Source organism: Bryobacter aggregatus MPL3, from assembly GCF_000702445.1.
GTDB classification, from domain to species: domain Bacteria; phylum Acidobacteriota; class Terriglobia; order Bryobacterales; family Bryobacteraceae; genus Bryobacter; species Bryobacter aggregatus.
Map to the genome: position 1 here is coordinate 1,593,420 of NZ_JNIF01000003.1, position 26,202 is coordinate 1,619,621.

The window sequence follows — 26,202 nt, forward strand, 5'->3', positions numbered from 1 at the left end:
GAGAATTCCAATGAATCGACGTGACCTGATCGCAGCTGGAGTGGCGAGTTTCATGGCAGGGAGCGCCCAAGCGGCGCGATTGCCGATCAAGAAGGCAGTGCTCGGCAGCATGCTGCCGAAAGCTCTTCCAGACTGGAAGAGTAAATTTGCAGTCGGCAAGGATGCTGGCTTTACACACATCGAGATGGGCACCGTCGAGGACCCCAAAGAGGAAGCGGAAATCGCCAAGGCCTCAGCCGACACCGGACTCAAGATCCATGGCGTGATGAACGCCGCTCACTGGAAATACCCGCTGAACTCGAGCAATTCTTCCGTGGTCGAAGAGAGCATGAAGGGCATGCGCACCAGCCTGCGCAACGCCAAGGCCTGGGGCGCCAGCACCGTCCTGCTTGTGCCTGGCGTCGTCAGCGCCACAGAGCCTTATGGCGAGGCCATGACCCGCAGCGCCAAGCAGATCAAAATTCTTCTGCCCGAATATGAGAAGGCCAAGGTCATCATCGCCGTCGAGAATGTTTGGAATAAGTTTCTACTCAGCCCGCTTGAGATGGCCAGCTACGTCGATCAGTTCCGCTCGCCCTATCTCTGGAACTATCTTGATGTCGGCAACATCGTCCTCACCGGCTATCCACAGGACTGGATCCGCACCATGGGCAAGAAGCGCATCGCCAAGGTCCACATCAAGGATTTCCGCTTTAAAAACCGGGTTGCCGAGTTTGTCGACCTCTGGGATGGAGAGATCGATTGGAAGGCTGTCCACCAGGCTTTTACCGACATCGGCTATGACGGCGTGGCGACGGTGGAGTTGCGCGGTGGAGATGCGGCTTACTTAGCTGACGTGAGCAAGCGATTCGACCGTATCCTAGAAGGTGCATGAAGAAGTTTCTCCTAGGCATCCTCTGCGGCTTTGTATTCGCCGGACTCGCGATCTTGATTCTCGGCTTCGCGCTCATTCGAGCAGCATCGAAAAGCGCTCCTGAAACTGCAGGAGAATCCTTTCTCGTGCTTCGCCTCGATAGTGAAATTGTCGAGCGCCCGGCGGACGAGAATCCGATTCCGTGGTTCGACATGCAGTCGCCCTGGACGGTGCTGGAGATCAAACAGGTTCTCGAGCGCGCCGCCACCGACAACAAGATCAAGGGACTCTTCCTCGAAGGCGGAAGAACCTCAATGGGATGGGCCAAGGCGGAAGAACTCCGCATGGCCCTTCTTGCTTTTAAGAAGAGTGGCAAGCCGGTCCACGCCTTCCTGCGCACGCCCAATGCAAAGGATTACTTTGTCGCCACAGCCGCCGATCGCGTCTCGATGGTGGACGAGGACTATCTCGATCTCAAAGGCCTCCGCGTCGAACGCACCTATTACAAAAACACTCTCGACAAGCTGGGGATCCAGGTGGAGGTGGAGCACATCGGCAAGTACAAGGACTTCGGCGATAGCTACACCAAGACCTCGATGACGCCCGAGACGCGCGAATCAATGGGTGCCATCCTCGATGGGATTTTCAATGTCATGGTCCAAGGGATTGCCGAAGGCCGCAAGCGCACTCCTGCCGAAATTGAACGGCTGATGGACGACGGCCCTTTCCTCGCTAAGGCCGCACTTAAAGAAAAGCTGGTGGACGCGCTCAGCTACGAGGAGGGTGCGATGGATGAGTTGGCCAAGGTGGCCAATGTGTCGTCCAAGAGCCGGAGCTCCGCGCGCGACTACCGCAAGCAGATCCGCTTCCGTTGGGACAAGAATGCCGATCAGAAGATCGCCTATCTTGTCGCTGAGGGCGACATCATCCGGGGATCGGCCAGCGGTGGCTTTGGCAACAGCGACAGCATCATCGCCTCGCGCGACTTCATTAAGAACGTACAGGCGCTCAAGAACGATTCCAGTTATAAGGCTGTTCTGCTCCGGATTGATTCCGGCGGTGGCGATGCCATCGCTTCCGACGAGTTGCTGGCCGCGCTCCAGGAACTGAGCAAAGCCAAGCCGCTCGTCATCTCGATGTCCGATGTCGCTGCCAGCGGCGGCTACTACATGGCCGTTACTGGCGACCCGATCCTCGCCTACCCCGGCACCATCACGGGCTCGATTGGCGTCGTCTTCGGCAAGCCGAACCTGAAAGGCCTCTACGACAAAATCGGGCTGACCAAGGATGGCCTGCAACGAGGGAAGAACGCCGATCTCGATTCGGAATACAAACCGATGAGTGACACGGCCCGCAAGAAACTGCGGGAAGGCATCGAGGAAAGCTACCGGACCTTCGTCGGCAAGGTGGCCGCCGGGCGCAAGGCCCAGGTAGAGGAAATTGAAACTCTCGCCCAGGGCCGCGCCTGGATTGCATCGGACCCGAAGGCGAAGCGCCTCACCGATCAGTTGGGCGGCATCGACGCCGCACTGGCCGCGCTCTACAAGAAGGGAAATCTCACCAACACGAGCCAATTGCGCCTGGTTCCCTACCCACCCACGCAGAACGCCCTGGAGAAGTGGTTTAGCGAAGACAAGCTCGTGAGCACCGCCTTCCAGTCCGCTTTCGGCGGCGCTTTCAAGCTGGAGACACCCGCCTATGTGGACGAACTCCGCAAGGGTCTGCGTCCTGCGCTGCGCCAAGGTGGAATGCTCCGCTGGATGCCTTATACGATTGATGTGAAATAGCGGGAGATGGCAATGCTCGCGGTGCTTGCAATCGCCGGCATGCTGGCCCAGACGGGCCCGCCGCGTCTTGCGCCTGTCAGCGACGAAGCGCGCGATTCCAGCTTTCAGGCTTATCTCAAGAAGCTCAAGACCGTAGTCGCCAAGCGCGACGAGAAGGCTCTGCGGAAGCTGGTGGACCCGGAAGTGTTGACCAGCGTCGAGGGGCAGAAGGACCTGCGGGGTTGGCCGAAGTTTCGCGCCATCTGGTGTGTGGGGGAGAATGGCGGTCCCATCTGGGACGTGCTGACAGACCTGATCGATCTTGGTTTCTTTCGTGAGATGCCCTCCATCTATGTTTCTCCTTACGTCGTGTGGAAGTTCCCGCGCGAACTGGATCCGAATCTACACCTGGTGGTTTTACGTGATGCCTTGCCGCTGCGGGCCAGGCCAGACCGGGACGCGCCAGCCCTCGCAACGCTTTCCTTCGACATCGTCAAGCAAGTGAGCTTGATGGACCCGAACAATCGTTTTGGCTGGGTGGAAGTAGAAACGGCCGCCGGTCTGCGCGGCTATGTCCAGACCGAGCAGGTCAGGAGTCCACTCATGCCCCGTGCCCAGTTCTCGCGCCGGGAGGGCCGCTGGGTGCTCACGGCTCTCGATCGCGCCCGCTAAGCCAGTTTCAATTCGATTTCTTGGCTGCAGATCGAAACTTAAATCTTAGCTTCCCGCCCCACGGTCGACACGAAAGATCCGTAGCTCTCAACCATGCGCTCTGGCTCTAGCAACAGCCAACATCCGGTGCAAAGCGCAGATTCCAGCAACGCACCCAAGGACTTCCGTCACTGCACCGACAGATATCCTTCGCCGGCATTTCGAGATGAAAAAAATTGGGATTTCCCGGCCGGCCAAGACCATCCTGCCGCGAGGAGGATCGATGTTTTGAGTTTCCGAGAGGGCCGCTGCAGAGAAGCGTTCCAAGGGCTCTTGGAGAGGTGGAGTCCGTTCGACTTGCGCCGCTTGGTTCCTGCAACAGCTCAGCGCAACGCAGATCGGCGATGGAGCCCGAGCGCGATCATTCCTACGCCCAAGGTCCAGGTGGTTGCTGGCTCTGGTGTCGCAACGTCGAACACATGGACACCCGTATTCGCGTCCCAAAGGTACAATCGCCCCTGGCTATCGAGAGCGAGCGAAGTGCGTCCACCCGAAGCATCGAGATTGGCCACCGCCGAACTCAGCGAGCCCAGCAGAGCGCCCGTCTGCGAATCATAGATCAGCCCGCCCCCATTGCCATCGGCGACATAGAGCCGTCCATCTGGACCAATGAGCAGCGCAGCCGGGTCTATCGTGCCCGTAAGAACGAACCCGCCCGCGGCCGTTCCATCGGCAGCATGGAAACGTTTGATTTCGTTGTTGTCTCCGTCGATTCCATAAATCAATCCATCCGGCCCGATTGCAATGGCGCCGACATGGCTTCCAAACACCAGATCCGCAATCCCGGAGAGTGGAGGAAACTTAGAGATTCCGCCGTCCGCCGAGAAAAAAACGTTGCCAACCAGATCGACAGTCATCCCATCAGCAATGGCGAAGGGCAGGCTCAGACCGGTAAACGGAAGTACGGTCGAATACGTTGCCAGGTTGAAGTCATATAAGTGATTCCGGCTTCCCAAGACAAATAACTGGTCCCCCGCAAGAGCAATCAGAGCCTCGCGGGATATTTTGATACTGCTCGGTAAATAGTTTTCGACATCAAAACTCAACCCAGTCCCAGTTGAATAGGACCCAGAGTCGTAGCGCCCGCTCGCCCGCAGCACATAGAGCTTGTCCTGCCAGACGACGCCTCCCAGAACGGAACCGATGCCTTCCGGCAAAGAGCCATCGGAAACGGAGTTGTAGAGGGTCGTGGCTTGCGCGACGCCCGCAACCAGCAGCACAGCGATCGCAGACACAGATAAAAATTTTCTCAACACAAACCGCTCCCGCGGCAAATTTACCATGCTTCTCCCCAGAAGCTTTGTCGATTTCGCAGGATATAGTTTTTAGTACTGCCAGCCGGGTAAGGGGGAGGGAGGAGCGAGCTGAGTTCTAGAACGCGGCAGCGGAGCTGATGCCCGCCTGCCCGAGCGCATTCGCCATCTTTTCGAGAGCAGCCTTGTGGATCTGTGAGACGCGGCTCTCGTTGATACCGAGCATGCCGCCGATCTCCTTCATTGTCATCTCGCTGGTGTAATACAAAAGAACGACGCGCTGGTAGCGCTCGGGAAGCGTGTGCAGGGCAGTGCCAAGCAAGCCACGCAACTCTTCGCGCGCACAAATCGAGTCCGGATGCATGTCCGGGCTGGTTGGAAAATCGGGAGCGGGAAGATCCTCGCTGTCATTGGCGCGAGTCGAGGCCGAAACCAGACCGACGTTCCGCAGGTCGATCATCATCTGGCGCCACCGCTCGACCTCAACCCCCATCTTCTGGGCGACTTCCTGTTCGGTCGGGTTGCGCTGGAGTTCTGTTGCAAGATCGCGTGTGGCCGCTTCCACCTGCTTGTGCCGGCGGCGTAGATCGCGCGAAGCCCAATCCAACTGGCGCAGACTGTCGAGAATCGCACCCTTGATGCGGTGCTTTGCGTACGAGGAAAAGGCTACATTCTTCTCACGGTCAAACTTGGTGGCCGCATCAAAGAGACCCATGATCCCGGCATGGATCAAATCATCCAGGTCAACGTGAACCGGGAGATTTTCATGAACGCGGACAGCAATGGCGCGCACAAGTGGAAGGTGCTCCAAGACAACACGGTCGCGATGGGCATAGAGACTCTGGGCAGGCTCCTCATAGGAGGCCAGGGTGGCGTTTACTTCCATTGCAGTCGACATCATTGTGTAGGAGGCAGGTACAGACATCGGATTTATCTCCAAGCGGGATATAGGTTCAATCGCCCGGTTAGAAAAAGTAGCCGTCAGCGCCGCTGGACTGTCAAGTCCTTCGGGACTTTGACCGATTCTCTCTGTAGCTGGTGGCTTCCGCATGGCTTTACTTTTTCCGCCCGTCTGCCGACCCACCGTTGCAACCTTTCGGGTCGCCACTGGAGCGGCACCCTTCTTACTGCACGGGGCGTGCCGTTCTTCCTCAAAAACTTTAGCCCCAATTTGGCGCAAAGCGTATGCCATTACGGGTTCCTCACAGTTCCCTAATCTATTGCTGTAGATGAACTTAGCCAGAACCTGACCTCTACTGACTCCATCTGTCGTTCCTTGCGAAGTTTTCCACAGCTCCAAAACGGGACCCATTTCGGCCTATGTGTTCCAAAATGGAAATATTCCCTCCAGATTGAAACACTACCCCCAAGAACTTTGTCCTCTTCGCTGGCTTAATCGTAGTATCGATCATTCTCTCGCGTTCTAAGTACTTGAAAACAAGGGAATTTTACCTTAGCCGTTCTAAGATGAAACACTGAGACGTTTTACAAGCCAGACCCCTAAAAACACAACCCACATGGCCCCAAATTGCCCCCAGCCAAACTCCTCGCGATAGACCAACCAGCCTAAGGTGATGGCCACCACCGGATTGACATAGGTATAAATTGAGGCGATGGCTACTGGTAAATGTTGCAAGGAATAGAGGTAAGCACTGTAGGCAAGGATTGATCCAAACAGCGCGAGGTACAAAACGGCGCCGAGCACTTGCGGGGTGGGACGAATGGCCCAGTCGCCATTCAGAATCGCCAGTAGCCCTACCGCAATACCTACGGAGAACTGCTGAATCCCCCCAACCAGGATTGGGTTCGTCTTCTCCGGCCGTCTTTTTTGCAGGATTGACCCTAGGCTCCAGCCAAAACAGCTTAGCTGCAAAAATAAAAATCCCTTAACCATATTGCCGTGAATTCCCAATCGGAGAGCCTCCGGAGCCACTAAACCGACAGCACCACTAAACCCGATCAACATGCCCAGGAGCGCCTTAGGCCTGAACTTTTCTCCGCCCGGCAGGATGGTATCGAGGCCGACCATCCAGAAAGGTCCCACCGTGACAAAAAGTGCCGCCAGCCCGCTGGGGATGATCGTCTCGGAGAACGTGAGCATGGAGTTGCCCAGGCCGAGGGTGAGCAGTCCGGTTCCGGCGGGCCACCAAAGCGCCGCCCCGCGAGGCATCGCCCAGCCGCGCCACCAGGCAAAGGCAAGAATCAAGGCCCCGGACAAGAGAAAGCGAGTCCCCACCAGGAGGAGCGGCGGAAAACCTTCGAGCGCGATTCGGATGCCCAGGTACGTGGTGCCCCAGAAGAAACAGACGGCAGCCAGACTCCACCAGGCCGCATCCGGAGGAGACTTGGAAGGAGAGGCAGACAAGAATTCAGGGTAGCAAGTACAATCGAAACTTGATCATCACCGTCACGCTCAACCCTGCTGTTGACCAGAACATCTCGGCCGATCAATTGGTCTTCGACGATCGCGCTTATATTCTCGACACCTTCGAGAGCGCGGGCGGGCGCGGGATCAACGCGTCGCGCGTGATCCACTCCTTCGGCGGCAAGACGCTTGCGATCGCCTTCTCTGGGGGCGAGAGCGGAACACATTTCGAGCAGTTGTTAAAAAAATATGGCTTCCCCGCCGAGTTTGTGCGGATGAAGAACGCCATTCGCCACAACCTGGCCATCACCGATAAACAAGGCCTGAGTGTCAAGCTCAATGAACGGGGCCCGGACCTGAGCGGTCCTGAGGTGGAAGCAATTGCACAGCTGGTCATCAAGCGCCTGCCCAAAGCCAAATGGCTGATGTTGTGCGGCAGTCTGCCCCCTGGCGTGCCGAACGATTTCTATTCGCAGCTCATTGAGGCCGCACGCAAGGAAGGCGTCAAGACTCTGCTCGATACCGATAGCGACCCGCTCACTCTCAGCGTCGAAGCCGGCCCCACCGTGGTTACCCCCAACCAATCGGAGGCCGAACGCTTGCTCGGGCGCGCGTTGCTCACCCGCAGCCACTTCATCGATGCCGCAGAGCGTATCCGTGAAATGGGTTCTGAGAACGTGCTGCTCTCTCTCGGGGCTCGCGGGGCAATCGGCTGCACCCCAAACCATGTCTATGAAGCGATCCCTCCCCGGGTCGACGCCGTGTGCCCGATTGGCGCCGGCGACGCGATGGCCGCCGCCTTCACCTGGGCCATGACACGGGGCAAGCCCTTCGCCGATGCGATCCGTTGGGGGGTTGCCGCCGGAACAGCATCGGCGATGCTGCCGGGCATCAGCTACCCGACCCTCGATCAGACCAAAGACATCTACAAGCGCGTCGAGATCAAGCCCGTCAGCTAACGGCCCAGCGCCTTCTTCCCGGCCGCAATCACTTCCAGAATCCGATCGACGTCGTACACCGCACCTGCCCAGGTTCCGCCCGACACATCCTGGAGAGCAGCCCATAGCCGTGAGTCGGCGGGCAATTGCGGGTCTGCCGCAAGCGTTTCGGGCATCGGCCGCGCGGCGAGAATCCGGTCGCCTTCCTCGGCCCCACCATTCTCGGTAATCAGATTCACAGTTCCCGAAAGATCGTTGCGATCAATGAGGATCTCGATCAAATCCCCATCTTGAATTTTGCCAATCGGCCCTCCGGAGAGAGCCTCGGGCGTCACATGGCCAATGCAGGCTCCGGTCGAAACCCCGCTGAAACGCGCATCGGTGATCACCGCCACATGCTTGCCAAACTCCAGATGCTTCAGGGCGCTGGTGAGCTGGTAGGTCTCTTCCATGCCGCTGCCCAGAGGTCCCCGGCAGTTCAACACGAGGATATCGCCAGCCTGAATCGCATGCGACTTGATCGCATGGATCGCATCGGGCTCTGACCGGAAGACGCGAGCCGGACCACGCTTGCGATAGACATTGTCCGCATCCACCACGCTCGGGTCAATGGAGGTGCTCTTAATCACAGCGCCGCCGGGCGCCAGGTTGCCGAGCGGGAAGCAGACCGTCGCGGTCATGCCGCGAGAACGGGCCGTACCGGGCGACATGATCACATCATCGGGATGGATGCCATCGCGCTCCTGCAGTTGCTGGCGCAGGAGATGACGGCGTTCGCTGTGCTCCCACCACTCGAGGCTCTCGCCGAGCGTGTACCCCGTAACCGTCAGCGCATTCAGCTTTAAGAGTCCCTCATCGCGCAAATGCAACATCACCTCAGGCACCGCGCCCGCAAGGAACACCTGAACCGTCGGATGATTGCGCGGGCCATTCGGCAACGCATCGACAAGGCGCGGTACCTGGCGATGGATCGCCGTCCAGTCAGCAGGCGTTGGCCGCTTGCGGCCCGCATGATAGGCAACCGCAGCCAGATGCATGATCACGTTTGTTGAGCCGCCAAAGGCAGCAAACACAGCCATGGCATTCGCAATCGCATCGTCGGTGAGGATGTCTGTCGTTTTGAGGCCCTGCTGCGACTGGTACAAGAGAGCGGTCGCCGAGCGCCGTGCCATATCGAGCCAGATCGGCGCACCCGAGGGAGCGAGCGCGGAATGTGGCAAGCTCAAGCCCAAAGCCTCGCCAATCACCTGCGCCGTCGCCGCCGTGCCGAGGAACTGGCAGCCGCCGCCCGGGGACGCACAAGCACGGCACCCCATATCGGCGGCATGCTCGAGCGTAATCGTGCCATGCGCAAAGCGCGCGCCAATGGTCTGCACCTTCCCGGTGTCTTCCCCGTCTTCCGTCGCCAGCGTGACGCCACCGGGCACGAGGATGGTTGGAAAATCATGGGTGGCCGCGAGCGCCATCATCATGGCCGGCAAGCCCTTATCGCAAGTCGCGACACCGAGCACGCCCTGGCGTGTCGGCAGGCTGCGGATCAGACGGCGGAATACCTGCGCCGCATCGTTGCGATAAGGCAGACTATCGAACATCCCGACCGTGCCCTGAGTCCGGCCATCGCAAGGGTCGGTTACATAAGCGGCAAAAGGCACGGCGCGGTGCTTCTTCAGCTCTTCCGCAGCCGCTGCCATGAGCAGATTCACCTCCCAATGGCCGGTGTGATAGCCCAGCGCGACAGGCGTGCCGTCATTGGCCCGCAAGCCACCGTGGGTGGAGAGCAGCAGAATCTCTTTGCCGCCCAGCAACTTCGGGTCCCAACCCATGCCCGCATTTTGGGTCCAGCCGAACAGGTCGCCCGAAGGCTTCTGCAACAGCATTTCGGCGGTGATGGGAAGCGCGCCAGCAGGCCCCTTTGCTTTAGAAACAACTTCCAAAACAGACTTGTCAGCAGATTCCACAAGGGCAAGAAGATTCGGCGATAGCGAGGATGACATGAACTCCTCATCCTATCGCGGGTGGCTTCAAATGCTGCCAGTATTCGAATTCCTCCTGCCCGGAACCTCTTCCTGCTAAGTTTTGGACCAAGATGCATCCGTCAGTTGCAATCCTCACACTGGGAATTCTTGCAGCGGACTCCGCTTCGTCTCAATCGCTGGTCGGCGCGATTTTTCTTGTGCTGGGCATGAGAGGATTCCACTTGGGTTCGCGAGGCTGATGGCTCAATCTTCGCCTGGCTCCCATCCCAATACTCAATACCGCTCCCATTCGCAAGCTGGCGGCGGCTTCATCTTCTGGGTCCCACTGTTCACCGGTGAGATGATCGGTGCTACCTCCGTCCGGTTTTGGATTCTCTTCCTGCTGGCCCTCGAAACGAACCCCCTCTTATCCTGATCACCACAAGCACAACTCCTCGAATGAGAATATGACTGTCTATACCGATCTCTATCCACCGCTCAAGGCACTCCTGCCGCTCGGAGTTGCACTCATCGCTCTCGTCTGCCTGATGAGCCTGCGGCCCCGCGGCATCGAAACGATCCCCGCCTTCTTCCTCGCCTGGCTCCTTGGCATCGTAGCGAGCCTCCCAGCCTTCTACTGGCTCGGCGACAACGAAGTGACCAATCGCGTGCTGACGCCCTGGTGTATCGGCATGTTGTTTCCCTTGCTGGCCGCCCAACTCACCTGGCTTCTCTTCGCTCGTGCGGATTTCATCGTCCAGCTCAGTGTTCCAGTACTGGTTGGCTTGCTCACCGCGCCAGCCATGGTTCTGGCAGTGGTGATCCTCTCACTCGCCAATAGCCGCTAGTTCCAGACAGATTCCTGTCGCTCTTCGCCTTCGGGAACTTCCTCCCTCTGGGAAATTGCGATGCGCATCGATTGGCTTAGGAAAGGTCCTGTTTTCGGGCCAGCGTTGCTGTTGGCGTCAGGGTCGGCGCAATCTTTGTCGGCTGCGCGCTTCGCTTTGATATGATTCGCCCGATGTCCATGACCAGACGAAGTTTTGCCGCAGCGATGTCGGCTGCAGCCTATTCGCGTATTCTCGGCGCCAACGATCGGGTGCAAGTCGGTTTTATCGGCTACGGCTTGATCGGCGCGCAACACGTTTTCGACTTTAAGAATCAACGCGACGCAGATCTCGCCGCGGTCAGCGAAACCTACCAGCCCCGTATGGAGCAGGGCATCCAGGCCTGCGGCGGCAAGGCCAAAGGTTACAAAGACTTCCGCCGTCTGCTCGACGACAAGGATCTGCAGGCTGTCGTGGTCTCGACGCCCGATCACTGGCACGCGATGATGACGATCATGGCCTGCGCCGCCGGCAAGGACGTCTATGTCGAAAAGCCGATGACGCTCTTCATCAAGGAAGGGCGCTGGATGATCAACGCAGCGCGCAAGCATAAGCGCGTCGTGCAGGTGGGTACCCAGCAACGCAGCGGTCTCCACTACCAGGAGGCCAAGAAGCTGATCGCCGATGGCGCGATCGGCAAGGTGCATAGCGTCCGCATGGCGAGCTTCCGCAACATCATGCCCGGCTTTGGCAAGCCCACCGCCGACCAGGTGCCGAGCGAGCTTGATTACGAAATGTGGTGCGGTCCCGCGCCCCGCCGGCAGTACAGTCCGCACCGCGCTCTCTATCATTTCCGCTGGTTCTGGGACTATTCCGGCGGCCAGATGACAAATCTTGGCGCGCACCAGATCGACATTCTGCAGTGGTATCTCGGCTATCAAGGCCCACAAGCCGTCTATTCCAACGGAGGCCGCTTTGTCATCGAAGACGACGGCGAAACGCCCGACACTCAGGACGCCGCCTTCACCTACTCGAATAAGCTCACTTCGCTGTGGAGCCATCGCGAGGGCAGCCAGGGCGATGCGGCAGGCAGCGGCCTCGAGTTCTACGGCACCAAGGGCAGCTTGAAAATTGGCCGAGCCGGCTACGAGATTATCGGCGACGACAAGAAGCCTCCTGAAAACGCGATCCCCAGCTTCCAGGGTCATCCCACGGGCGGCGCCGTGCGTACCCAGACCAAGCCCGAAAAGTGGATTGAAGCGAAGTCCGCCAAAGGCTCCAGCCCGCAGCAGTTCGACTCGCATGTGCGTAATTTCCTCGACTGCATCAAGACACGGCAGCGCACGGTTGCTGACGTGGAAGATGGTCATTACACGGCCATCCCCTGCCACCTTGCCAACCTCTCGCTGCGTCTCGGGCGCGCCCTGCGCTGGGATGGCGACAAGGAAGAAATCATTGGCGATCGTGAGGCCAACGCAATGCTTGAACGGCCCTATCGCGAACCTTGGGCCAAGATGCTGAAGAGCATGAACCTCGCATGATGCCGCCCAAGTCCTCCCTGGGCGTCGCCAGCACCAGCTTTCTCACCGCCCTGCGCCCCACCGACCCGCTCGCCTTTCTTGAACTCTGCCACGGCATGGGCGCCGGTGGCATCCAGATGGGCTTGTTTCAGTTGGACGCCGCCGGGCAGAAGACACTGCGCGATCGCGCCGGCGAGTACGGCATGTTCCTCGAGACCATGGTGCCGGTCTTCAATGCCGATCCTGATCTCTTTCGCGCGCAGGTGCGCGCCTCAAAGGCGGTGGGCGCAACTGTCATCCGCACAGGCTGCCTGAGCGGACGCCGCTATGAGACTTTTGCCACTCTCGCCGCGTGGCAGAACTTTGTCGCCACCAGCCGGAAAAGCATCCAGATGGCGATCCCGATTCTCGAGCAGGAGAAGATGACTCTCGCTCTCGAGAATCACAAGGATTGGACCCGCGAGGAATTTCTCAGTCTGCTCCGGGACTACCGCAGCGAGTCTCTCGGCGTCTGCATCGACACCGGAAACAACATCTCCTTACTCGACGATCCTTACCAGATCATCGAAGCGCTCGCCCCTTACGCCACCTCCACGCACATCAAGGACATGGCCTGGGCCGAGACGCCCGAAGGCTTCGAGATGGCGGAAGTGCCGCTCGGCCAGGGTTCTCTCGATCTCAAACGCATCCTCGCCACCATCCGGAAGGCCCGTCCCAACGTGCGTCTGTTGCTCGAGACCATCACCCGCGACCCGCTGCAGGTGCCCTGCCTCACACCGAAGTACTGGACCACCTTTGGGGACCGCAAAGCAGTGGATCTCGCCACGACGCTGGCCATGGTGCGCACCCAGAAAGCACCCTTTCCCATGGCCCGCACCTCAGGGCTCAGCAAGGCCCGGGTGCTCCAGATGGAAGAGGACGCCGTCCGGGTCTCACTCGACTACGCGCGAAGCAACCTGGGGCTAAGGCTACAATAGTTGTTTACCCAACCGCGTGTTCACAGCAATCTATCCGGGTTCTTTTGACCCAATTACCAACGGTCACCTGGATGTCATTGGCCGTGCCTCCCGCCTGGCCGACCGTCTGGTGGTGGGCGTCCTGCTCAATTCGAACAAGAATCCGATGTACCCGATCGAAGAAAGAGTGGAGATGACGCGCGAAGCCGTCAAGTCCTACCCGAATATCGAGGTCACTCACTTTGACGGATTGCTGGTGGAGTTTGCAGAACGCGAGGGTGCCCGCATCATCGTCCGGGGCATCCGCGCCATCTCTGACTACGAATTTGAACTCCAGATGGCGTTGATGAACCGGCGCTTGAAGCCGGATCTGGAAACCGTATTTCTGATGGCAGGCGAGCAGTACTCATTTGTCAGCTCGCGCATCATCAAGGAAGTCGCCCGCTTGGGCGGAGATATTGGCGGCATGGTGCCGCCGCATGTTGAGGCCTTGTTGAAGGCCCGTTTTGAAAAGGAGCTAACGAAGTAAATCGAATGCCTGTTGCGCCGCCGACCGAACTAGCCGAAAGAATCTCGCGAATCAGCGTGAGCGCCACCATGAAGGTGGCCGCCGATGCGGACCGTCTCCGCCGCGAGGGTCATGATGTCGTGGATTTCAGCGTGGGAGAGCCCGACTTCCCCACGCCCGCCAATGTAAAACAGGCGGCCATTGACGCGATCAATCACAACTTCACCAAGTACACTCCGGCGGGCGGCACTGCCGACCTGAAGGCCGCAATCTGCAATCGCCACAAGACCGACTACGGTACGGACTACTCGCCCGCCGAGTGCGCCGTCACCGTGGGTGGCAAGTACGCCATCTTTGCCGTGATCCAGGCCCTGATCAATGAAGGCGATGAAGTCATCATCCCGGTGCCTTATTGGGTGAGCTTTGCCGATATCGTGAATTACGCCGGTGGCAAGTCCGTCTTCGTTGAATCCTCCGAAGAACAGGGCTTTGCGGTCACTGCCGAGGCGATCGAGGCGGCCATCACGCCGCGCACCAAGGCGATCATCATCAACTCGCCGTCCAACCCGAGCGGTGCGGTGATCCCTACGCCCGAGTTGAAGAAGATCTTCGAACTCGCCAAGAGCCGTGGCATCTGGGTGCTCGCCGACGAGTGCTACTGCCGCTTCCTTTATGAAGGCGAGCCCTTCAGCCTGGCCTCGCTGCCAGGCGCAAAAGAAACGGTAATCGTCATGGGCTCCTTGTCCAAGACTTACGCGATGACCGGCTGGCGCGTCGGCTTCCTGCTCGCTCCGAAGTTTGTCATCGACGCCTGCGGCAAGCTGCTGACCCACTCAACGTCCAACCCGAATTCGATTGCCCAGAAGGCTGCTGTTGAAGCACTGAGCGGTTCGCAGGAATCGATCACGATCATGCTGGCCGAATTCCGCAAGCGCCGTGACTATGCGCTCGAGCGCCTGCGTGCGATCCCGGGCTTTAGCTGCCGCACGCCGCAGGGCGCCTTCTACGCGTATCCGAACATCAGTGGTGTCTTCGGCAAGGGCGGCATCCACACGCCGATGGAATTCTCCTCGAAGCTGCTTGCAGAAGCGCTCGTCACCGTAGTACCGGGCGAAGCCTTCGGCAGCAACAACCACTTCCGCCTCTCTTACGCAACCTCGATGGAAGACCTCAAAAAGGGGCTCGACCGCATCGAAGAGTTCGTCAAGAAACTCGCATGATCATCGGGCCCGGCGCACGCCGCCTGAAGGCCACGCAATACGAGAAAATCTGGGGGACAACGGACTTGTCCCCCATTTTCAGCTCTGCCGGCAAGAAGATCGGCGAAGTTTGGTTTGAGGATGAAGAGCGGCTGCCGCTGCTCTTCAAGTTCCTGTTCACCTCAGAGCGCTTGTCCATCCAGGTGCACCCTGATGATGAGTACGGCGCAAAGCATGAGAACTCGCTCGGCAAGACCGAGATGTGGCATGTGCTACGGGCAGACCCGCAAGGCGAGATCGGTCTCGGCTTTAACAAAAGCTATACGGCTGCTGAAGTGGAAGCAGGCGCGCGCAATGGCGCCATTGAAGACATGATGGCCTGGCGGCATGTGCAGGCCGGCGAAACTTACTTTGTGCCTGCCGGTGAGGTCCATGCGATTGGCGGCGGTGTCGCCATCTGTGAGATCCAGCAGAATTCCGATGTCACCTATCGCCTCTATGACTATGGGCGGCCGCGCGAATTGCATCTCGAACATGGCATGGCCGTCAGCCGCCTGGGCCCCTACGATGGCTTGCAAAGCGGCGTGGTGGAGTGCCCGTACTTTCGCACCGAAAAGTTGCGTCTCGATGCCGCGCTGTCTCTCAGTGGGCCGAACACGGTGGTGATCTTCCTCGAGGGTAAGGGCAAAATCGCCGGAGAAGCCTACGAGAGGGGCGAAGCCTGGAGGCTGCTGCGCAACGTCACCATCGAGCCCGCAAAGCTCACCACCCTTCTTTACGTCACCTGGCCAGGCTGATGCGATGCGCGTGATTTACACGGCCGCGCATGCAGGCGCCTCGACAGCGGTGCCGATTGGAGGCGGGGGCGCCATTGCGAGCATGCTGGCCGCCGAATGGGCGATCACCCAGCCCTTTGAGCTGGTGGTGATCCGGCCCGATGAGGATGCCAATGAAGTGGTGACCTACTCTGAGCGCGAGTACGCCGCCTTCTGCCACCGCTTTCGCCGCTATGCGACGCATCGCATTCTGAGTGAAGACCCGAAGCAATGCGTCGTGCTGGTGAACGACATCAGCGAAGGCCCGGACTTCGATTTGCTCGCCCGCCACGGCTATCGCATCTACACGATCTGGCATGTCGATGTTGTCGCCTATGTCGCGCGCATGTATCTGCGGGACTGGATTTCGCCGTCCACGCTCGTGCGCCTGGTGAGGCCGGTGGAGAAGCTACTGCCCGCCATCGCAAAGCTGGTCTTTCACCAGCAGCGCAGTTGCGTCGAGAAGAGCGCAGGCCACATCGTCATGACCGAGGCGATGAAGCAGATGATTCTCAATTGCTATCCGTCCACACCGCCAGAGAAGATCCATGTCGTGCCGTGGGGTGCTCCTCCGCGTGTACTGACCGGCAAGCCGAGAGAACTGGCCAAACCAGTGCTGCTGACCTTGAGCCGCATCTCGCCAGAGAAAGGCCTCGACCGCCTGCTCCAGATGCTGTCGCGATGGCGAGGCCGCGCAACGCTGCTTTTGTGCGGCGGCGCGGCTTACATGGAAGGAAAACGCTATCTCGCTTCGTTGCGCGCAATTGCCAGCGGGATGGAACGGGTGAAGGTGGAGTTTGCAGGCCATCTCTCCGGGCAAGCGAAGGCGGATGCCTTCGCCAGTGCCGACCTCTATTTGTTCCCCTCGGTCTTTGAAAGCTATGGCCTCACTTTGATGGAGGCGCTGTCGCATGGAGTTCCGGTCATTGCCTTCGATCATGACGGCGCACGCGCGATTGTGCAGCCGGACTTCGGCATTCTGGTTCGGAATGAACAGGAGCTGCATGTGGCTCTCGACACACTCCTCGGCGATCCGGAACGCCGCGCCGCAATGAGCGCCGCCGCGAAAGCCTATGCGAATGCCCGGCCCTTCGCAAAATCTGCTCATCGGGTCGCGCGGCTGCTGCAATCGTAATTGGTTGACGCGGTCTGGCCGCCGTTTGCGCTATCTGAGGTATGAAAATCCTTTGCGGCCTTCTGCTCGGTACCCTGGTGTGGGCTCAGACGGCAATCCTCCCCAATGAGTATGCAACCAAGGGTGGCTCTACTTACTCGAATTACCCGTTCTCCGGTTATCCCTCCACCCTGCAATTCATCTATGCCGAGAGCCTGGTGCTGGGCGCAGGGATCAAGCCTGGCGATGTGATTACCGGCATGCAGATGCGCATGCGCAGCGGACAAGCGGGCGGACCGCCACGCGACTTCACCTACAACAACTGGGATGTCACCCTCTCGAAGAGCACTCGCGCGGTGGGAAATCTCACCAGCTTCATCCCAGGCAACCAGGCCAGCGACGCCGTTGCCGTGCGGCGCGGCAAACTGTTCATGCCTGCCAACTCGATGCCGAGTGACAAGCTGGTAAACAACTTTGGCCTCTACATTCCCTTCACTACCGGCTATCCCTATACGGGCGGCGACCTGTTGCTGCAGATCACGCACGACGTCGGAGATTGGGATGGCAGCCACCAGATCGACTCCGCCAGCGATGCGAGCACGATGCAGCATATCGCTGTCCTCCGCTACAACACCGCAAACACAGACCAGAGCTACGGCGACGCTCTGGTTCTCCAGTTGAGCTATACGCGCCAAACCACTGGGCCGCTGCTCACGGCGACAGGGATCCTGAACGCCGCCTCCTACGGGGCCAACGCCGTTGCGCCCGGCGAGATCGTGACGCTCTATGGCGATCGTCTGGGCCAGACTGCTGTCGTTTCGGCCAATGTAAATAATGGCCGCTTCCAGACGGTAGCCGGGGGCACGCGCCTGCTCTTTGATGGCGTAGCCGCGCCAATGATCTACTCGAGTACAAAGCAGCTCGCCGCGATTGTTCCTTATGCCGTCGCGAGCAAGGCCACCACTTCGATCGTTGCGGAAGTGGATGGCGTCAAGTCAACGCCAGTCGCCATGCCGGTGGTGAATGCGCTGCCAGGGATCTTTACAGTAGACGCTAGTGGCAAGGGCCAGGCCGCGGTTCTGAATGAAAACGGCACGCTCAATGGCGCGGCGAATCCTGCCGCTGTTGGGTCGATCATCGTCATCTATCTGACAGGTGAAGGGCTCACCAATCCGGTTGTTGAGGACGGCCTCATTGCCAGTGGCCCCAGCTACGCAAAGCCCGTGTTGCCCGTTTCGGTGACGGTTGGCAATCTCGAGGCAGAGGTGCTTTACGCTGGCGCCGCGCCGGCATCGGTGGCGGGCCTGATGCAGATCAACGCGCGAGTGAGCGCCGCGGCCGCACCGGTTGCCAACTCGCCGTTGCTGGTGCGGATTGGAGACAGGACGAGCCAGGCTGGCGTTACGGTCGCTCTTCGCTAGAAGGCCTACCAAACTTGACCCATCGATGATTCCAGCGATGGGTCAAGTCTGAGGCGATGAGAGGAGTACTGGAGGCGCTTGCCGAAGATCTTCGAACCCGAGGTGCATTCGATGTCCGGAGGCCTTCATCGACAGAAGCTTTGCTTCCGCAAAAGAAGGGGGCACGGAAAGTGCTACTCCACATGAAGTGACTTTGGTGCAGCGAACACTGGCCGAGGCGGATGACTCCGAAAGGCTGGATCGCGAGCTTGCTGCAACCGGAGTCGAGAGAATTGCTCCGCATCGGCGCAGGATGGCTGGTCTCTCTGCGGCCTCATCATCCGCTACGAATATTCCCTCGATATCTTCACCGGCATGCTTCACCTCGCCTGGAGTTCGAGTGTGTCCATAGCGATATGAGCCTTACGGCCGTTCCTGCACTACCCGGGGTTCATAGCGGGGACAGCGCTGGCGATCTTCATCGGTGCCCAGAATCTCTCGCTACGTTGTTCGCAGACCAGATCGTGGGGATCTCTCATTACAAGTGGATGCGCCGAAACTGCGCTCGGTGCAAGAGTTGGCGGTTACGGGCGCGTAGCGTTCGGCACTTGCCAGCTCTCGTTGAAGAAGTCTGCAGCCACCACCTTGCCGGGCCGCACGGGACCGGGAGCCTCGGAGAGATCGATGAGCGCGAAGTCCGGCAGGCGCGGAGTCTGCAGCGAGTTGGTGCCATTCGAATCTTCACGGAAGGTGGGGCCACTGTTCAGAACGATGTAGCGTTTGGGGTTCAGCGGGTTCGGGTAGACCATTACCGGCATGCAGCCCTGTGCGTCACAGGAGTTCTTCCCGATGCTGAGCTTGCTCGAGTTCCACTCGAGCGGCAGCTTCGCCGCAATACGGGCAAGCACGGCATTGCTCGCCGGATCGCCCCACAGAATCAGATTCGAAGCAGCAATGTCGGCATCCGTGATCTCACTATCCTTCTTGACCCGAGCCGCACCCCGGAACAACGATCGCCAGTTGCGGATCGCACGGCTGCTCTCGGCCTCCACCCATTTTCCAGTAGCTTCACTTTGTGGCTTGCCGCTGGGCAGCACCATCACAAAGCTGGACAAAAACGCATCATCGATCGGACCTTGGAGGCCGTGGCGCTTGCGCAGTGACTCGTTGGGGCTCGCAGACTGCCAACCAGTTGGGGTCTTCGAGAAGCTGCCCTGAAGGCTTTGGTCCGACAGAGGCTGGAGCTGGCCTGCCGGTTGGCCATCAATGCGCACGCTCACCTTACGGTCGAGCGGCTGTTGCCAACCCCCGGAACCGAAGTGGATGGTGAGCCCGGCAACGTTCTGCGTTTGGATCTGGATCTCGCCGGCCGCAGTGATCTCTGCATTCACGCGCGCCCGCTCCCAATGCTGGTTCAGCGCGTCCACAGTAATCCAGCGCATGCGGTTGTAGCGCAGGGTGTAGGTGGTGAAGCGGAGCGTACGCGGATACGTGTCACGGCCGGTTTTGGCAATGGCGGCCAGTCGCGATTCGAGAATTGGCTTCGAATCCGGATGGTACTTGTGCTCCGTATTGGGTCCGATGACGTGTGCGAGCGCCATGCCTTCCTGCGCGAGATAGCGCTGCATGATCTGCGCGGCCTGGATCTGCTTGTCGATCTCGCCTGAGTAAGCGATGAGCGGCGTATTGTAGAAGTTTGCCGCGTACTCGGTCGCATCGTACCAGCGCCAAAGCTTCTGCTCATACCAGGGGCGGACATCGCCCTTCTTTTCAAGGCCCTGGTACTCGCGCGTCTCGGCAAAACCAGCACCGGGAGCAACGCCAGCCCAACGATCCGCGAAGTGCGCGCCGATGTGCCAGGACGAAGCGCCACCCATCGAGAAGCCACGGATGAAGGCGCGGTCTTCATCGATGCGGTAGCGGCTCTTCACCGAAGCCTGCGCTTCCAAAACATCGACTTCACCAGCGAACTTTGTCGCATTGCAGTAGCGGCCATAAGGATGCAGCACGATCGCATCGGGCGGCGCGAATTCACCGGGCCGGGTCATACGTTCGGTGAGGAAGTTCACCTCGCTGCGGACATCGCTGCGGCCAGCCAGCCAAGTATCGAGACGCCACGGAGCCGCGCCGCTCGCCTGCCATCCGGCGGGGATCACCAGGCCGTAGGGCTGCACGCTGCCATCGATCTTCGAGATATAGCCGCGCACGATGAGTCCGCTCGCCGTGGTCCAGGGCGACTGGCCACTCGCCAGTTGCCGCGCGCGCAGCAGCCCTTCCTCCAGCAGCTTGACTGCCTTCAGCCCTTCGTCTTCTTTGAAGAACTCGTTGTAGGTGAGCGCGGTGTGCACCGCATCGCGGAAGATCAGCACATCGGGCAGGAGCGGATGCTTCGCGATCGGCTCGAGGTTCTGGTTCAGCTCTTTCAGCTTTGCCTCAAGAGTTGCTCGCACGGCAGCGGGGATTGCGACACCGGGAGGAGGTAATGATTTGGGAGCCTGGGCAAAGACGACAGTGGCTAAGAGAGTGAGAGCGAGAGTTTTCATGGTTGTGTGATGGGGTCGCGCGGTTCGCGAGCGCGTGCGGGATCGAAGATTTCGAGGTTGGCCGGAACAGCCTGGAAGGGCGTGAGGTCGGGCGAGAGCGCAAAGCAATCGGCAAGGTCCTGTGCGGTGTGATCGAGGAGATGGAGGCTGGGAATCTGCAACAGGCGGTAGATGGTCTTCAGCAGGCCGGGGAAGCTGGTGTTCACGCGCGAGACGTAATTCTGTTTTGCGTAAGGCCCGAGGACCATAACAGGTGCGCGGTGAGAATCGATGTGATCGACGCCGCCTTGGGTGGTGGCCTCGGTGACAAAGATCGCCATGCTCTCCCACTCCTTGGTGTGCGAGAGGTGTTCGATGATGCGGCCGAGTGCGAGATCGTTGTCGGCCATGTAGCTCGCCTCCACCGGATAACCTTCTTCGCGGCGGGGACGGGCCGTGTGATCGTTGGGCAGGTGGATGAAGGTGAACTGCGGCAAGCCTTCTTTTGATTCCGCGATGAACTGCGAGGCGCGGTATTGATCGGGGATGTACATGTTGTACAGCGGGTAGTTGCGCGAAGTGTTGTGGAACAGAATGTCGGGCATCGAGACGTTGGTGCGGAAGCGCGCACCGGTGGGCTTCATGCCCATGCCTTCGTCCGCGCCAGCCAGTTCAAAGCCTTCGCCGAAACTGCGGAAGCTGATCTTGTGGCGGGCCAGATGATGCCACAGCGAACCGGCTTCGATCAACTCTTCGGCGTGGATGCTCGCGTTGGTGCCGGGGAACTGCAAACGGCCTGGAGCGTTGGTGGGCAGACGGAAGTCTTTCTGGCCACCGAAAGCCGCCATCAGCGAGGACTCGGTCCAGGCATTCGGATAAGCTCCGGCCAGCCAGTGGTGGCCATCGACGCTGGTCTCACTGTCGGCGTAGAAGTTGTCGCTGATCGAGAAGCGTTGGGCGAGCGCGATGTGATTCGGGCTCACCACCTGCCCCTTCTGGCTGATGCGTGGCTTCAGGGCGCTGCGCTCCACCTGGACAATGCCATAGCGGCCAAAACGGGCCAGCAGCCAGGCGCCGCGGATGTCGCCATTGCCGGCCTTTTCAAGATCGCCAAACAGCTCGTCGAAGCTGCGGTTTTCTTTGACGATCAGCACCACGTGCTTCACTCCTGCCGGGAGCGGCGCGGGATCCTGATTGCTTTCGAGAAAGCCATTGTTCTTGAGGACAGTCTGGGTGAGCGGCGCGAGTTCAGCGTCGCCGGGCAGCTCGAAGGTCTGGATGCCACCGCGGCGCAGATCGGCCTGGGCGGTGCGCTCGAAGGCAACCGTTGAGGTGGCATTGGGACCTGTGCCGAGGCCCTTGGCTGTCGCGACGTGGATGCGGTTGCCGCTGACAGCGATGTCGGTGGGGAAGAAGGCGCTCGGGATGTGGCCGAGCACGCGGCGCGCCTGCGGATCGATGACGCCAATCGCGTTGATGCCCGCTTCAGCCACCAGCAGACGGCGGCTGCCGGCGTGCCAGGCAAGACCGATGGGCAGCACACCGCGCAGGCCTTCGAGCTTAGGGATGTGAATCGGAATCGTCGCGACCGTCTCGAGCTTGCGGGCATCGATGACGCTGATCGAGTCGTTGTGCGCGTTGGCGACATAGACCTGATCGTGCGTCGCCACCACGCCACTCGGCGAACTGCCGCCGATGATCAGATCGCCAATGGAAAGGCCGGTGCGGATGAACTTCAGCAGCTTGGCCTGGCCCGGGCTGGCAATGTCCAAGACCGCCAGCGAGTTGGCCTCGTCCTCATTCGGGTTGCCGAGCGTCGATTGCGCAACGGGGAACGGCGCGCGCTCGATCGGTTTGGATTCGAAGATACCAAGATTCGTGACGTAGAGGCGGGTCTGGTCGGGGGAGAGAGCGAGCGCAAAGGGAAGGCGGCCGACACGGACACTTTGCAGGAGGCGGCGCTTGTCGGTGTCGAAGATGCCGATGCGGAAGTTCGCCTGATCGACAACGTAGAGCAGCTTGCGCTTGGCGTCATAGGCCAAGTCGCCTGAATAGCTGTCGCGGAAGTCGCCTTGGTTCAGTTCGAGCTTGTAGAGGGTACGGCCGCTGTCGATGTCGATGCGACGGATGCTGCCGGAATTGCCTTCCGAAAAGAAGAGGCCGGAATCGGTTTCAAAGGCGAGTCCCTGGAAGACGCTGGGGAAGCCGTCGGGGTCGTCGTCTTCGGCATCAGGCTTGCGACCACGGATGGTTTTCGAGCGCCAGGAGTTCGAGTCGCGCTTAAGCACGGTGAGCGAGAAACGTGTCGGGCCGCCATCCGCCGAGACGACCGCGTCGCCCTTGGGGTTGACCGCGATGCCAAAAGAGCCGGGACCGCTGGACTGGAGCTGCCCAAAGGGCGTGAGGTAGCGGCCACCGGGCAAAACGGTGAGCGCACCCGGACGCCGGGCTGCGGTTTCTGTACCGGCTGGGGTACGGAAGTCACCGGCTTGGAGGAGGCACGTGGCGACGGCCAACAGTGCTGGACGAATGGGCATCAAAGGGTACTCTAACTAGTGTGCCGCGAATGGCGCAAACAAATTTGGAGGCGGGCAACTTGATTGGTGTGAATGCGCAGTATGAATCGGGACGGCTGATCGTCCTGCAACAGTTTCTTCTCGATAATGGCGAACAGATTGGCCGCCTGCATGGCTATCTGAAGGATGCACTTTTACCTGCTCTCGCACGCGAGGTGGGTGGGGCGCAGATTGTTCTCGAAGCCATTGTGGCGGCACACCAACCGCAGGTCCTGTTTTTGCAGGAGTACGAAGATGTCGCCCAGTGGCGCGCCGCTTCGTTGCGTTTGAAGCAGGATGCGGCGCTGCTCGCAGCGCATGCCGCCTGGGACAAGGCGGGGCCTTATTTGTCGCATGCCACGAGCCTGCTCGCCGCAACGCACTACTCGTCGCCGATTGCGCCGTCCGAGACACCCCGGATTTTTGAGCTTCGGCTGTACCAGGCCCCGAGCGAGTGGCAGTTCAACGGCTTGCACGAACGCTTTGCCGGGCCTGAGGTGCCGATCTTCCACCGCTGCGGAATCTTTCCGCTGTTCTATGCGTCGACCATCGCCGGTCCGCAGATGCCGAATCTGACTTACCTGACCCCCTTCGCCAGTTTGGCTGTCCGGGAAGAGGCGTGGGCGAAGTTCCAGGCCGATCCGGAATGGCATGCCGCGCGGCAGCACTCAATCGACCAGCATGGCTATACGCCGCGGGCCTTGTCGGTGTCGCTGTATAAGAGCGCACCTTATTCGCCGATTCGCTAAATTGGCTTTGTTTTGTCTTTGCTCTGCTCGAGGAGCTCATAGGCCTCGCGCTTGTTGAGTCCGGCGCGCTTGGCAGCGAGCTTGATTGCGTCCATGCGGGATTTGCCCTCAGCCATCAACCGTTCCACGTCTGCTTTCAAATCAGCAGGTTGCGCCGGATTGGCTTCGTTCTGTTCCGGGTTATGACGCTCCAAAACCAACGTGAACTCGCCCTTGATCGAGGGCCGGGCGGCGAGGGTAGCGTGGATCTCGGCGGCCTTGCCGCGCAGAATCTCCTCATAGATCTTGGTCAGTTCCCGCGCAGCGGCCAGACGGCGATGGGGGTACATCTTGGCAATCTCTTCGAGAGTTTCGAGAATGCGGTGCGGGGACTCGAAGAAGATGAGCGTCGCTTCGATCTGTCCCCAGCTTTCCAGTAATTTCTGCCGGGCTGCACTTTTGTGAGGCAAAAAGCCAATGAAGGCGAAGTGATCGGTGGGGAGCCCGGAAACACTGAGTGCACTCAGCACGGCGCTGGGGCCGGGAATCGGGCTGACGCGCACACCGGCGGCGACGGCGGCTTCGACGAGGCGGAAACCCGGGTCGGAAATGAGCGGAGTGCCCGCGTCGGAGACGAGCGCGAGGTCCTCTCCGGCGAGCATGCGGTCAATGAGCTCCTGGCTTCGTTCCTTCTCATTGTGCTCGTGCAGGCTGATGAGGGGCCGGTGCGCTCCGGCAGCCGCCATGAGCTTTGCGGTCTGCCGGGTGTCTTCACAGGCGACGGCGGCAACAGATTGAAGAATTTTCGCGGCCCGGAGGGAAAGATCTTCCAAATTCCCAATTGGAGTCGCAACGATATAAAGTAGTCCGGCCACTTGTCGATAGTAGCTGAGCGGCACTCGCAAAAGTGACAGGGAAATTTTCCCTCTGGCCCCTCACGGTACCTTGAGAAAGCTCAGGCTCAGGGCGTAGCATAGACAGAGGTGGCCCGAAAGGACGTGTGATGTCTCATTGGCAGCCTTCCAGCCAACCCAGCCCGACCGAATCCGGCTCCGATTCGCAGAACACCGCACTCATGGAAAATTTCGTACAAACGCCGACGTACTTCGTTTGGGAGGTCGCCGGCAAGCCTGTCACCATTCATCTCGACTTCGAAGTCGTTGATAAATTGGCGATGGAAGTGATGCGCGGATTTGGTGCGGTACCGCGCCGTGGGGCTGAGGTCGGTGGCATTCTGATGGGCTCCATCGAGATGGGCGACAAGCTGTTGGTACGGGTGGAGGATTTCATTCCTGTTCCCTGCGACTACATGCGCGGTCCTTCCTATCTGTTGACGGAGAATGACGAGGCGCGTTTTCGGGCAACCGTCGAGACAGTAAAGCAGTCCTCTGAGAAGCGTTTGTACGCGGTGGGCTTCTATCGCAGCCACACACGGGATGGATTGGCACTCAGTGACGAAGACTTGCAGATTTTTGAGAAGTACTTCGCCGACCCGACCAATGTGATTCTGCTAATTCGTCCGTTTGCGACCAAGCCCAGCGTCGGAGGGTTCTTTTTTGAGGAGAATGGCGGATTCCACCGGGAGTCGTCGTACCTCGAGTTTCCATTCAAGCGGCGCGACCTGGGCGGTGGCGCTTCGCCGTCGATGCGGACGGCTCCGGCAGAAGAACGGACAGAACCGCGCGGGCCGGAATCGGCGGAACAGACACCCGGCGAAGGCTTGTCCAATCCCGGCAATCCGGATGATCTGCGCGATTGGATTCAGAATCGCAGATCCCAGGCGGACAGTTCTGATCGCGAGGCGACCACTTCGGCCCGTTTCCGCAGCAAGTCCGTGTGGATTCCGCTTTCCTTCGTATTTCTGTTGCTCGGCGTGATCATTGGCTTCCAGGCCGCACTGGTGCTGAACCGGGGAGATGCCCAGAAGATTGCGGCGCAGAGCTTGAGCCTGTCGCTGACGGCGCAGTTGGAATCCGGCAAGCTCATTGTGCGCTGGGATCGCAATTCTGCAGCAGTCCTCAATGCGAAGAGCGGCACGCTGCAGATTCTGGATGGCAGCTTTACCAAGACCGTGAATCTCGATGGCCGCCAATTGCAGAACGGTAGCGTCATCTACATGACGGCGGACAGCAAGGTGAGCTTCCGTCTGGAAGTGGTTACGAACAACAAAGGAACGATCAGCGAGACGGTCGAATACCTTCCGCCGTCCCGCTAGAC

The 26,202-nt window shown here is 59.7% G+C and carries 21 protein-coding genes; 14 read left to right on the top strand and 7 right to left on the bottom strand.

Annotated elements, in window-relative coordinates; translation table 11 throughout:
* Nucleotides 1-10: 10 nt before the first annotated feature.
* The 3 genes from M017_RS0107650 to M017_RS0107660 are packed head-to-tail and all read left to right on the top strand — an operon-like array spanning nucleotide 11 to nucleotide 3,291.
* Nucleotides 11-874: a sugar phosphate isomerase/epimerase family protein gene (locus M017_RS0107650; protein WP_238325837.1), complete on the top strand. Its 864-nt coding sequence runs from the start codon at nucleotides 11-13 to the stop codon at nucleotides 872-874.
* Nucleotides 871-2,640 (top strand): signal peptide peptidase SppA, encoded by a 1,770-nt coding sequence (gene sppA / locus M017_RS27485; protein ID WP_031497066.1) that lies wholly within the window; start codon nucleotides 871-873, stop codon nucleotides 2,638-2,640. The genes M017_RS0107650 and sppA overlap by 4 nt, the downstream gene beginning before the upstream one ends.
* Nucleotides 2,641-2,652: 12 nt before the next feature.
* The gene (locus M017_RS0107660) at nucleotides 2,653-3,291 is read left to right on the top strand and encodes an SH3 domain-containing protein (protein ID WP_155121296.1); all 639 of its coding nucleotides are present in this window, start codon (nucleotides 2,653-2,655) and stop codon (nucleotides 3,289-3,291) included.
* Nucleotides 3,292-3,653: 362 nt separating this feature from the next.
* Here the strand turns inward: M017_RS0107660 and M017_RS0107665 are convergent, their stop codons facing one another.
* The 3 genes from M017_RS0107665 to M017_RS0107675 form a co-directional block, all read right to left on the bottom strand.
* Entirely contained in the window at nucleotides 3,654-4,565 is a 912-nt protein-coding gene (locus tag M017_RS0107665) for a PEP-CTERM sorting domain-containing protein (RefSeq protein ID WP_031497070.1), read from the bottom strand.
* A 136-nt stretch (nucleotides 4,566-4,701) separates the two neighbouring features.
* Nucleotides 4,702-5,508 carry a sigma-70 family RNA polymerase sigma factor gene (locus M017_RS0107670; protein WP_238325838.1) on the bottom strand — a complete coding sequence of 269 codons (807 nt, stop codon included), beginning with the start codon at nucleotides 5,506-5,508 and terminating at the stop codon, nucleotides 4,702-4,704.
* A gap of 537 nt (nucleotides 5,509-6,045) precedes the next feature.
* On the bottom strand, nucleotides 6,046-6,948 hold the full coding sequence (locus M017_RS0107675) for an EamA family transporter (protein ID WP_031497072.1): 903 nt from the start codon (nucleotides 6,946-6,948) through the stop codon (nucleotides 6,046-6,048).
* 29 nt (nucleotides 6,949-6,977) lie between these two features.
* Between M017_RS0107675 and M017_RS0107680 the strand changes: the two genes are divergently transcribed.
* Entirely contained in the window at nucleotides 6,978-7,907 is a 930-nt protein-coding gene (locus M017_RS0107680) for a 1-phosphofructokinase family hexose kinase (RefSeq protein ID WP_031497073.1), read from the top strand.
* Here the strand turns inward: M017_RS0107680 and M017_RS0107685 are convergent.
* Entirely contained in the window at nucleotides 7,904-9,880 is a 1,977-nt protein-coding gene (locus M017_RS0107685) for a YjhG/YagF family D-xylonate dehydratase (protein ID WP_031497076.1), read from the bottom strand. The two genes, M017_RS0107680 and M017_RS0107685, sit on opposite strands and share 4 nt — an antisense overlap.
* Nucleotides 9,881-10,308: 428 nt before the next feature.
* On the opposite strand from M017_RS0107685, the gene M017_RS0107695 reads away from it, so the two are divergent.
* The 8 genes from M017_RS0107695 to M017_RS0107730 all read left to right on the top strand — a co-directional run bounded on the left by M017_RS0107695 (nucleotide 10,309) and on the right by M017_RS0107730 (nucleotide 18,201).
* On the top strand, nucleotides 10,309-10,689 hold the full coding sequence (locus M017_RS0107695) for a hypothetical protein (protein ID WP_031497078.1): 381 nt from the start codon (nucleotides 10,309-10,311) through the stop codon (nucleotides 10,687-10,689).
* A gap of 179 nt (nucleotides 10,690-10,868) precedes the next feature.
* Complete coding sequence (locus M017_RS0107700) at nucleotides 10,869-12,209, top strand: Gfo/Idh/MocA family protein (protein WP_162179857.1); 1,341 nt, start codon at nucleotides 10,869-10,871, stop codon at nucleotides 12,207-12,209.
* Nucleotides 12,206-13,165 carry a sugar phosphate isomerase/epimerase family protein gene (locus M017_RS26390; RefSeq protein ID WP_051669619.1) on the top strand — a complete coding sequence of 320 codons (960 nt, stop codon included), beginning with the start codon at nucleotides 12,206-12,208 and terminating at the stop codon, nucleotides 13,163-13,165. The genes M017_RS0107700 and M017_RS26390 overlap by 4 nt, the downstream gene beginning before the upstream one ends.
* A gap of 16 nt (nucleotides 13,166-13,181) precedes the next feature.
* On the top strand, nucleotides 13,182-13,673 hold the full coding sequence (gene coaD / locus M017_RS0107710; protein WP_031497082.1) for a pantetheine-phosphate adenylyltransferase: 492 nt from the start codon (nucleotides 13,182-13,184) through the stop codon (nucleotides 13,671-13,673).
* 5 nt (nucleotides 13,674-13,678) lie between these two features.
* Nucleotides 13,679-14,872, top strand: a complete 1,194-nt coding sequence (locus M017_RS0107715; protein ID WP_031497084.1) for a pyridoxal phosphate-dependent aminotransferase — start codon at nucleotides 13,679-13,681, stop codon at nucleotides 14,870-14,872.
* Nucleotides 14,869-15,648, top strand: coding sequence for a type I phosphomannose isomerase catalytic subunit (locus M017_RS0107720; protein ID WP_035957722.1), 780 nt, complete (start codon nucleotides 14,869-14,871; stop codon nucleotides 15,646-15,648). The genes M017_RS0107715 and M017_RS0107720 overlap by 4 nt, the downstream gene beginning before the upstream one ends.
* A gap of 4 nt (nucleotides 15,649-15,652) precedes the next feature.
* A complete protein-coding gene (locus tag M017_RS0107725) occupies nucleotides 15,653-16,801 on the top strand; it encodes a glycosyltransferase family 4 protein (RefSeq protein ID WP_031497088.1) in 1,149 nt (382 codons plus the stop codon).
* Between the two features lie 41 nt (nucleotides 16,802-16,842).
* A complete protein-coding gene (locus M017_RS0107730) occupies nucleotides 16,843-18,201 on the top strand; it encodes a hypothetical protein (protein ID WP_031497089.1) in 1,359 nt (452 codons plus the stop codon).
* 563 nt (nucleotides 18,202-18,764) lie between these two features.
* Here the strand turns inward: M017_RS0107730 and M017_RS0107735 are convergent.
* Together M017_RS0107735 and M017_RS0107740 are read right to left on the bottom strand one after the other, a co-directional pair.
* Entirely contained in the window at nucleotides 18,765-20,723 is a 1,959-nt protein-coding gene (locus tag M017_RS0107735) for a prolyl oligopeptidase family serine peptidase (RefSeq protein WP_031497091.1), read from the bottom strand.
* A complete protein-coding gene (locus tag M017_RS0107740; RefSeq protein ID WP_031497092.1) occupies nucleotides 20,720-23,239 on the bottom strand; it encodes a bifunctional YncE family protein/alkaline phosphatase family protein in 2,520 nt (839 codons plus the stop codon). Before M017_RS0107740 ends, M017_RS0107735 begins: the two co-directional genes overlap by 4 nt.
* A gap of 29 nt (nucleotides 23,240-23,268) precedes the next feature.
* Between M017_RS0107740 and M017_RS27490 the strand changes: the two genes are divergently transcribed.
* The gene (locus M017_RS27490) at nucleotides 23,269-24,006 is read left to right on the top strand and encodes an NIPSNAP family protein (protein ID WP_031497093.1); all 738 of its coding nucleotides are present in this window, start codon (nucleotides 23,269-23,271) and stop codon (nucleotides 24,004-24,006) included.
* Here the strand turns inward: M017_RS27490 and rsmI are convergent.
* Entirely contained in the window at nucleotides 24,003-24,860 is an 858-nt protein-coding gene (gene rsmI / locus M017_RS0107750; RefSeq protein WP_035958121.1) for a 16S rRNA (cytidine(1402)-2'-O)-methyltransferase, read from the bottom strand. The genes M017_RS27490 and rsmI overlap by 4 nt on opposite strands.
* Nucleotides 24,861-24,988: 128 nt before the next feature.
* Here rsmI and M017_RS0107755 point away from each other — a divergent pair, with 128 nt between their 5' ends.
* Nucleotides 24,989-26,200: a hypothetical protein gene (locus M017_RS0107755; RefSeq protein ID WP_031497096.1), complete on the top strand. Its 1,212-nt coding sequence runs from the start codon at nucleotides 24,989-24,991 to the stop codon at nucleotides 26,198-26,200.
* Nucleotides 26,201-26,202: the final 2 nt, after the last annotated feature.

What these genes read in the sequence shown, in the direction of transcription:
- M017_RS0107650 (WP_238325837.1), top strand. Translation starts at nt 11, where the DNA reads ATGAATCGACGTGACCTGATCGCAGCTGGAGTGGCGAGTTTCATGGCA.
- sppA (WP_031497066.1), top strand. Translation starts at nt 871, where the DNA reads ATGAAGAAGTTTCTCCTAGGCATCCTCTGCGGCTTTGTATTCGCCGGA.
- M017_RS0107660 (WP_155121296.1), top strand. Translation starts at nt 2,653, where the DNA reads ATGCTCGCGGTGCTTGCAATCGCCGGCATGCTGGCCCAGACGGGCCCG.
- M017_RS0107670 (WP_238325838.1), bottom strand. Translation starts at nt 5,508, where the DNA reads ATGTCTGTACCTGCCTCCTACACAATGATGTCGACTGCAATGGAAGTA.
- M017_RS0107685 (WP_031497076.1), bottom strand. Translation starts at nt 9,880, where the DNA reads ATGTCATCCTCGCTATCGCCGAATCTTCTTGCCCTTGTGGAATCTGCT.
- M017_RS0107695 (WP_031497078.1), top strand. Translation starts at nt 10,309, where the DNA reads ATGACTGTCTATACCGATCTCTATCCACCGCTCAAGGCACTCCTGCCG.
- M017_RS0107700 (WP_162179857.1), top strand. Translation starts at nt 10,869, where the DNA reads ATGACCAGACGAAGTTTTGCCGCAGCGATGTCGGCTGCAGCCTATTCG.
- M017_RS26390 (WP_051669619.1), top strand. Translation starts at nt 12,206, where the DNA reads ATGATGCCGCCCAAGTCCTCCCTGGGCGTCGCCAGCACCAGCTTTCTC.
- M017_RS0107715 (WP_031497084.1), top strand. Translation starts at nt 13,679, where the DNA reads ATGCCTGTTGCGCCGCCGACCGAACTAGCCGAAAGAATCTCGCGAATC.
- M017_RS0107720 (WP_035957722.1), top strand. Translation starts at nt 14,869, where the DNA reads ATGATCATCGGGCCCGGCGCACGCCGCCTGAAGGCCACGCAATACGAG.
- M017_RS0107725 (WP_031497088.1), top strand. Translation starts at nt 15,653, where the DNA reads ATGCGCGTGATTTACACGGCCGCGCATGCAGGCGCCTCGACAGCGGTG.
- M017_RS0107730 (WP_031497089.1), top strand. Translation starts at nt 16,843, where the DNA reads ATGAAAATCCTTTGCGGCCTTCTGCTCGGTACCCTGGTGTGGGCTCAG.
- M017_RS0107735 (WP_031497091.1), bottom strand. Translation starts at nt 20,723, where the DNA reads ATGAAAACTCTCGCTCTCACTCTCTTAGCCACTGTCGTCTTTGCCCAG.
- M017_RS0107740 (WP_031497092.1), bottom strand. Translation starts at nt 23,239, where the DNA reads ATGCCCATTCGTCCAGCACTGTTGGCCGTCGCCACGTGCCTCCTCCAA.
- M017_RS27490 (WP_031497093.1), top strand. Translation starts at nt 23,269, where the DNA reads ATGGCGCAAACAAATTTGGAGGCGGGCAACTTGATTGGTGTGAATGCG.
- M017_RS0107755 (WP_031497096.1), top strand. Translation starts at nt 24,989, where the DNA reads ATGTCTCATTGGCAGCCTTCCAGCCAACCCAGCCCGACCGAATCCGGC.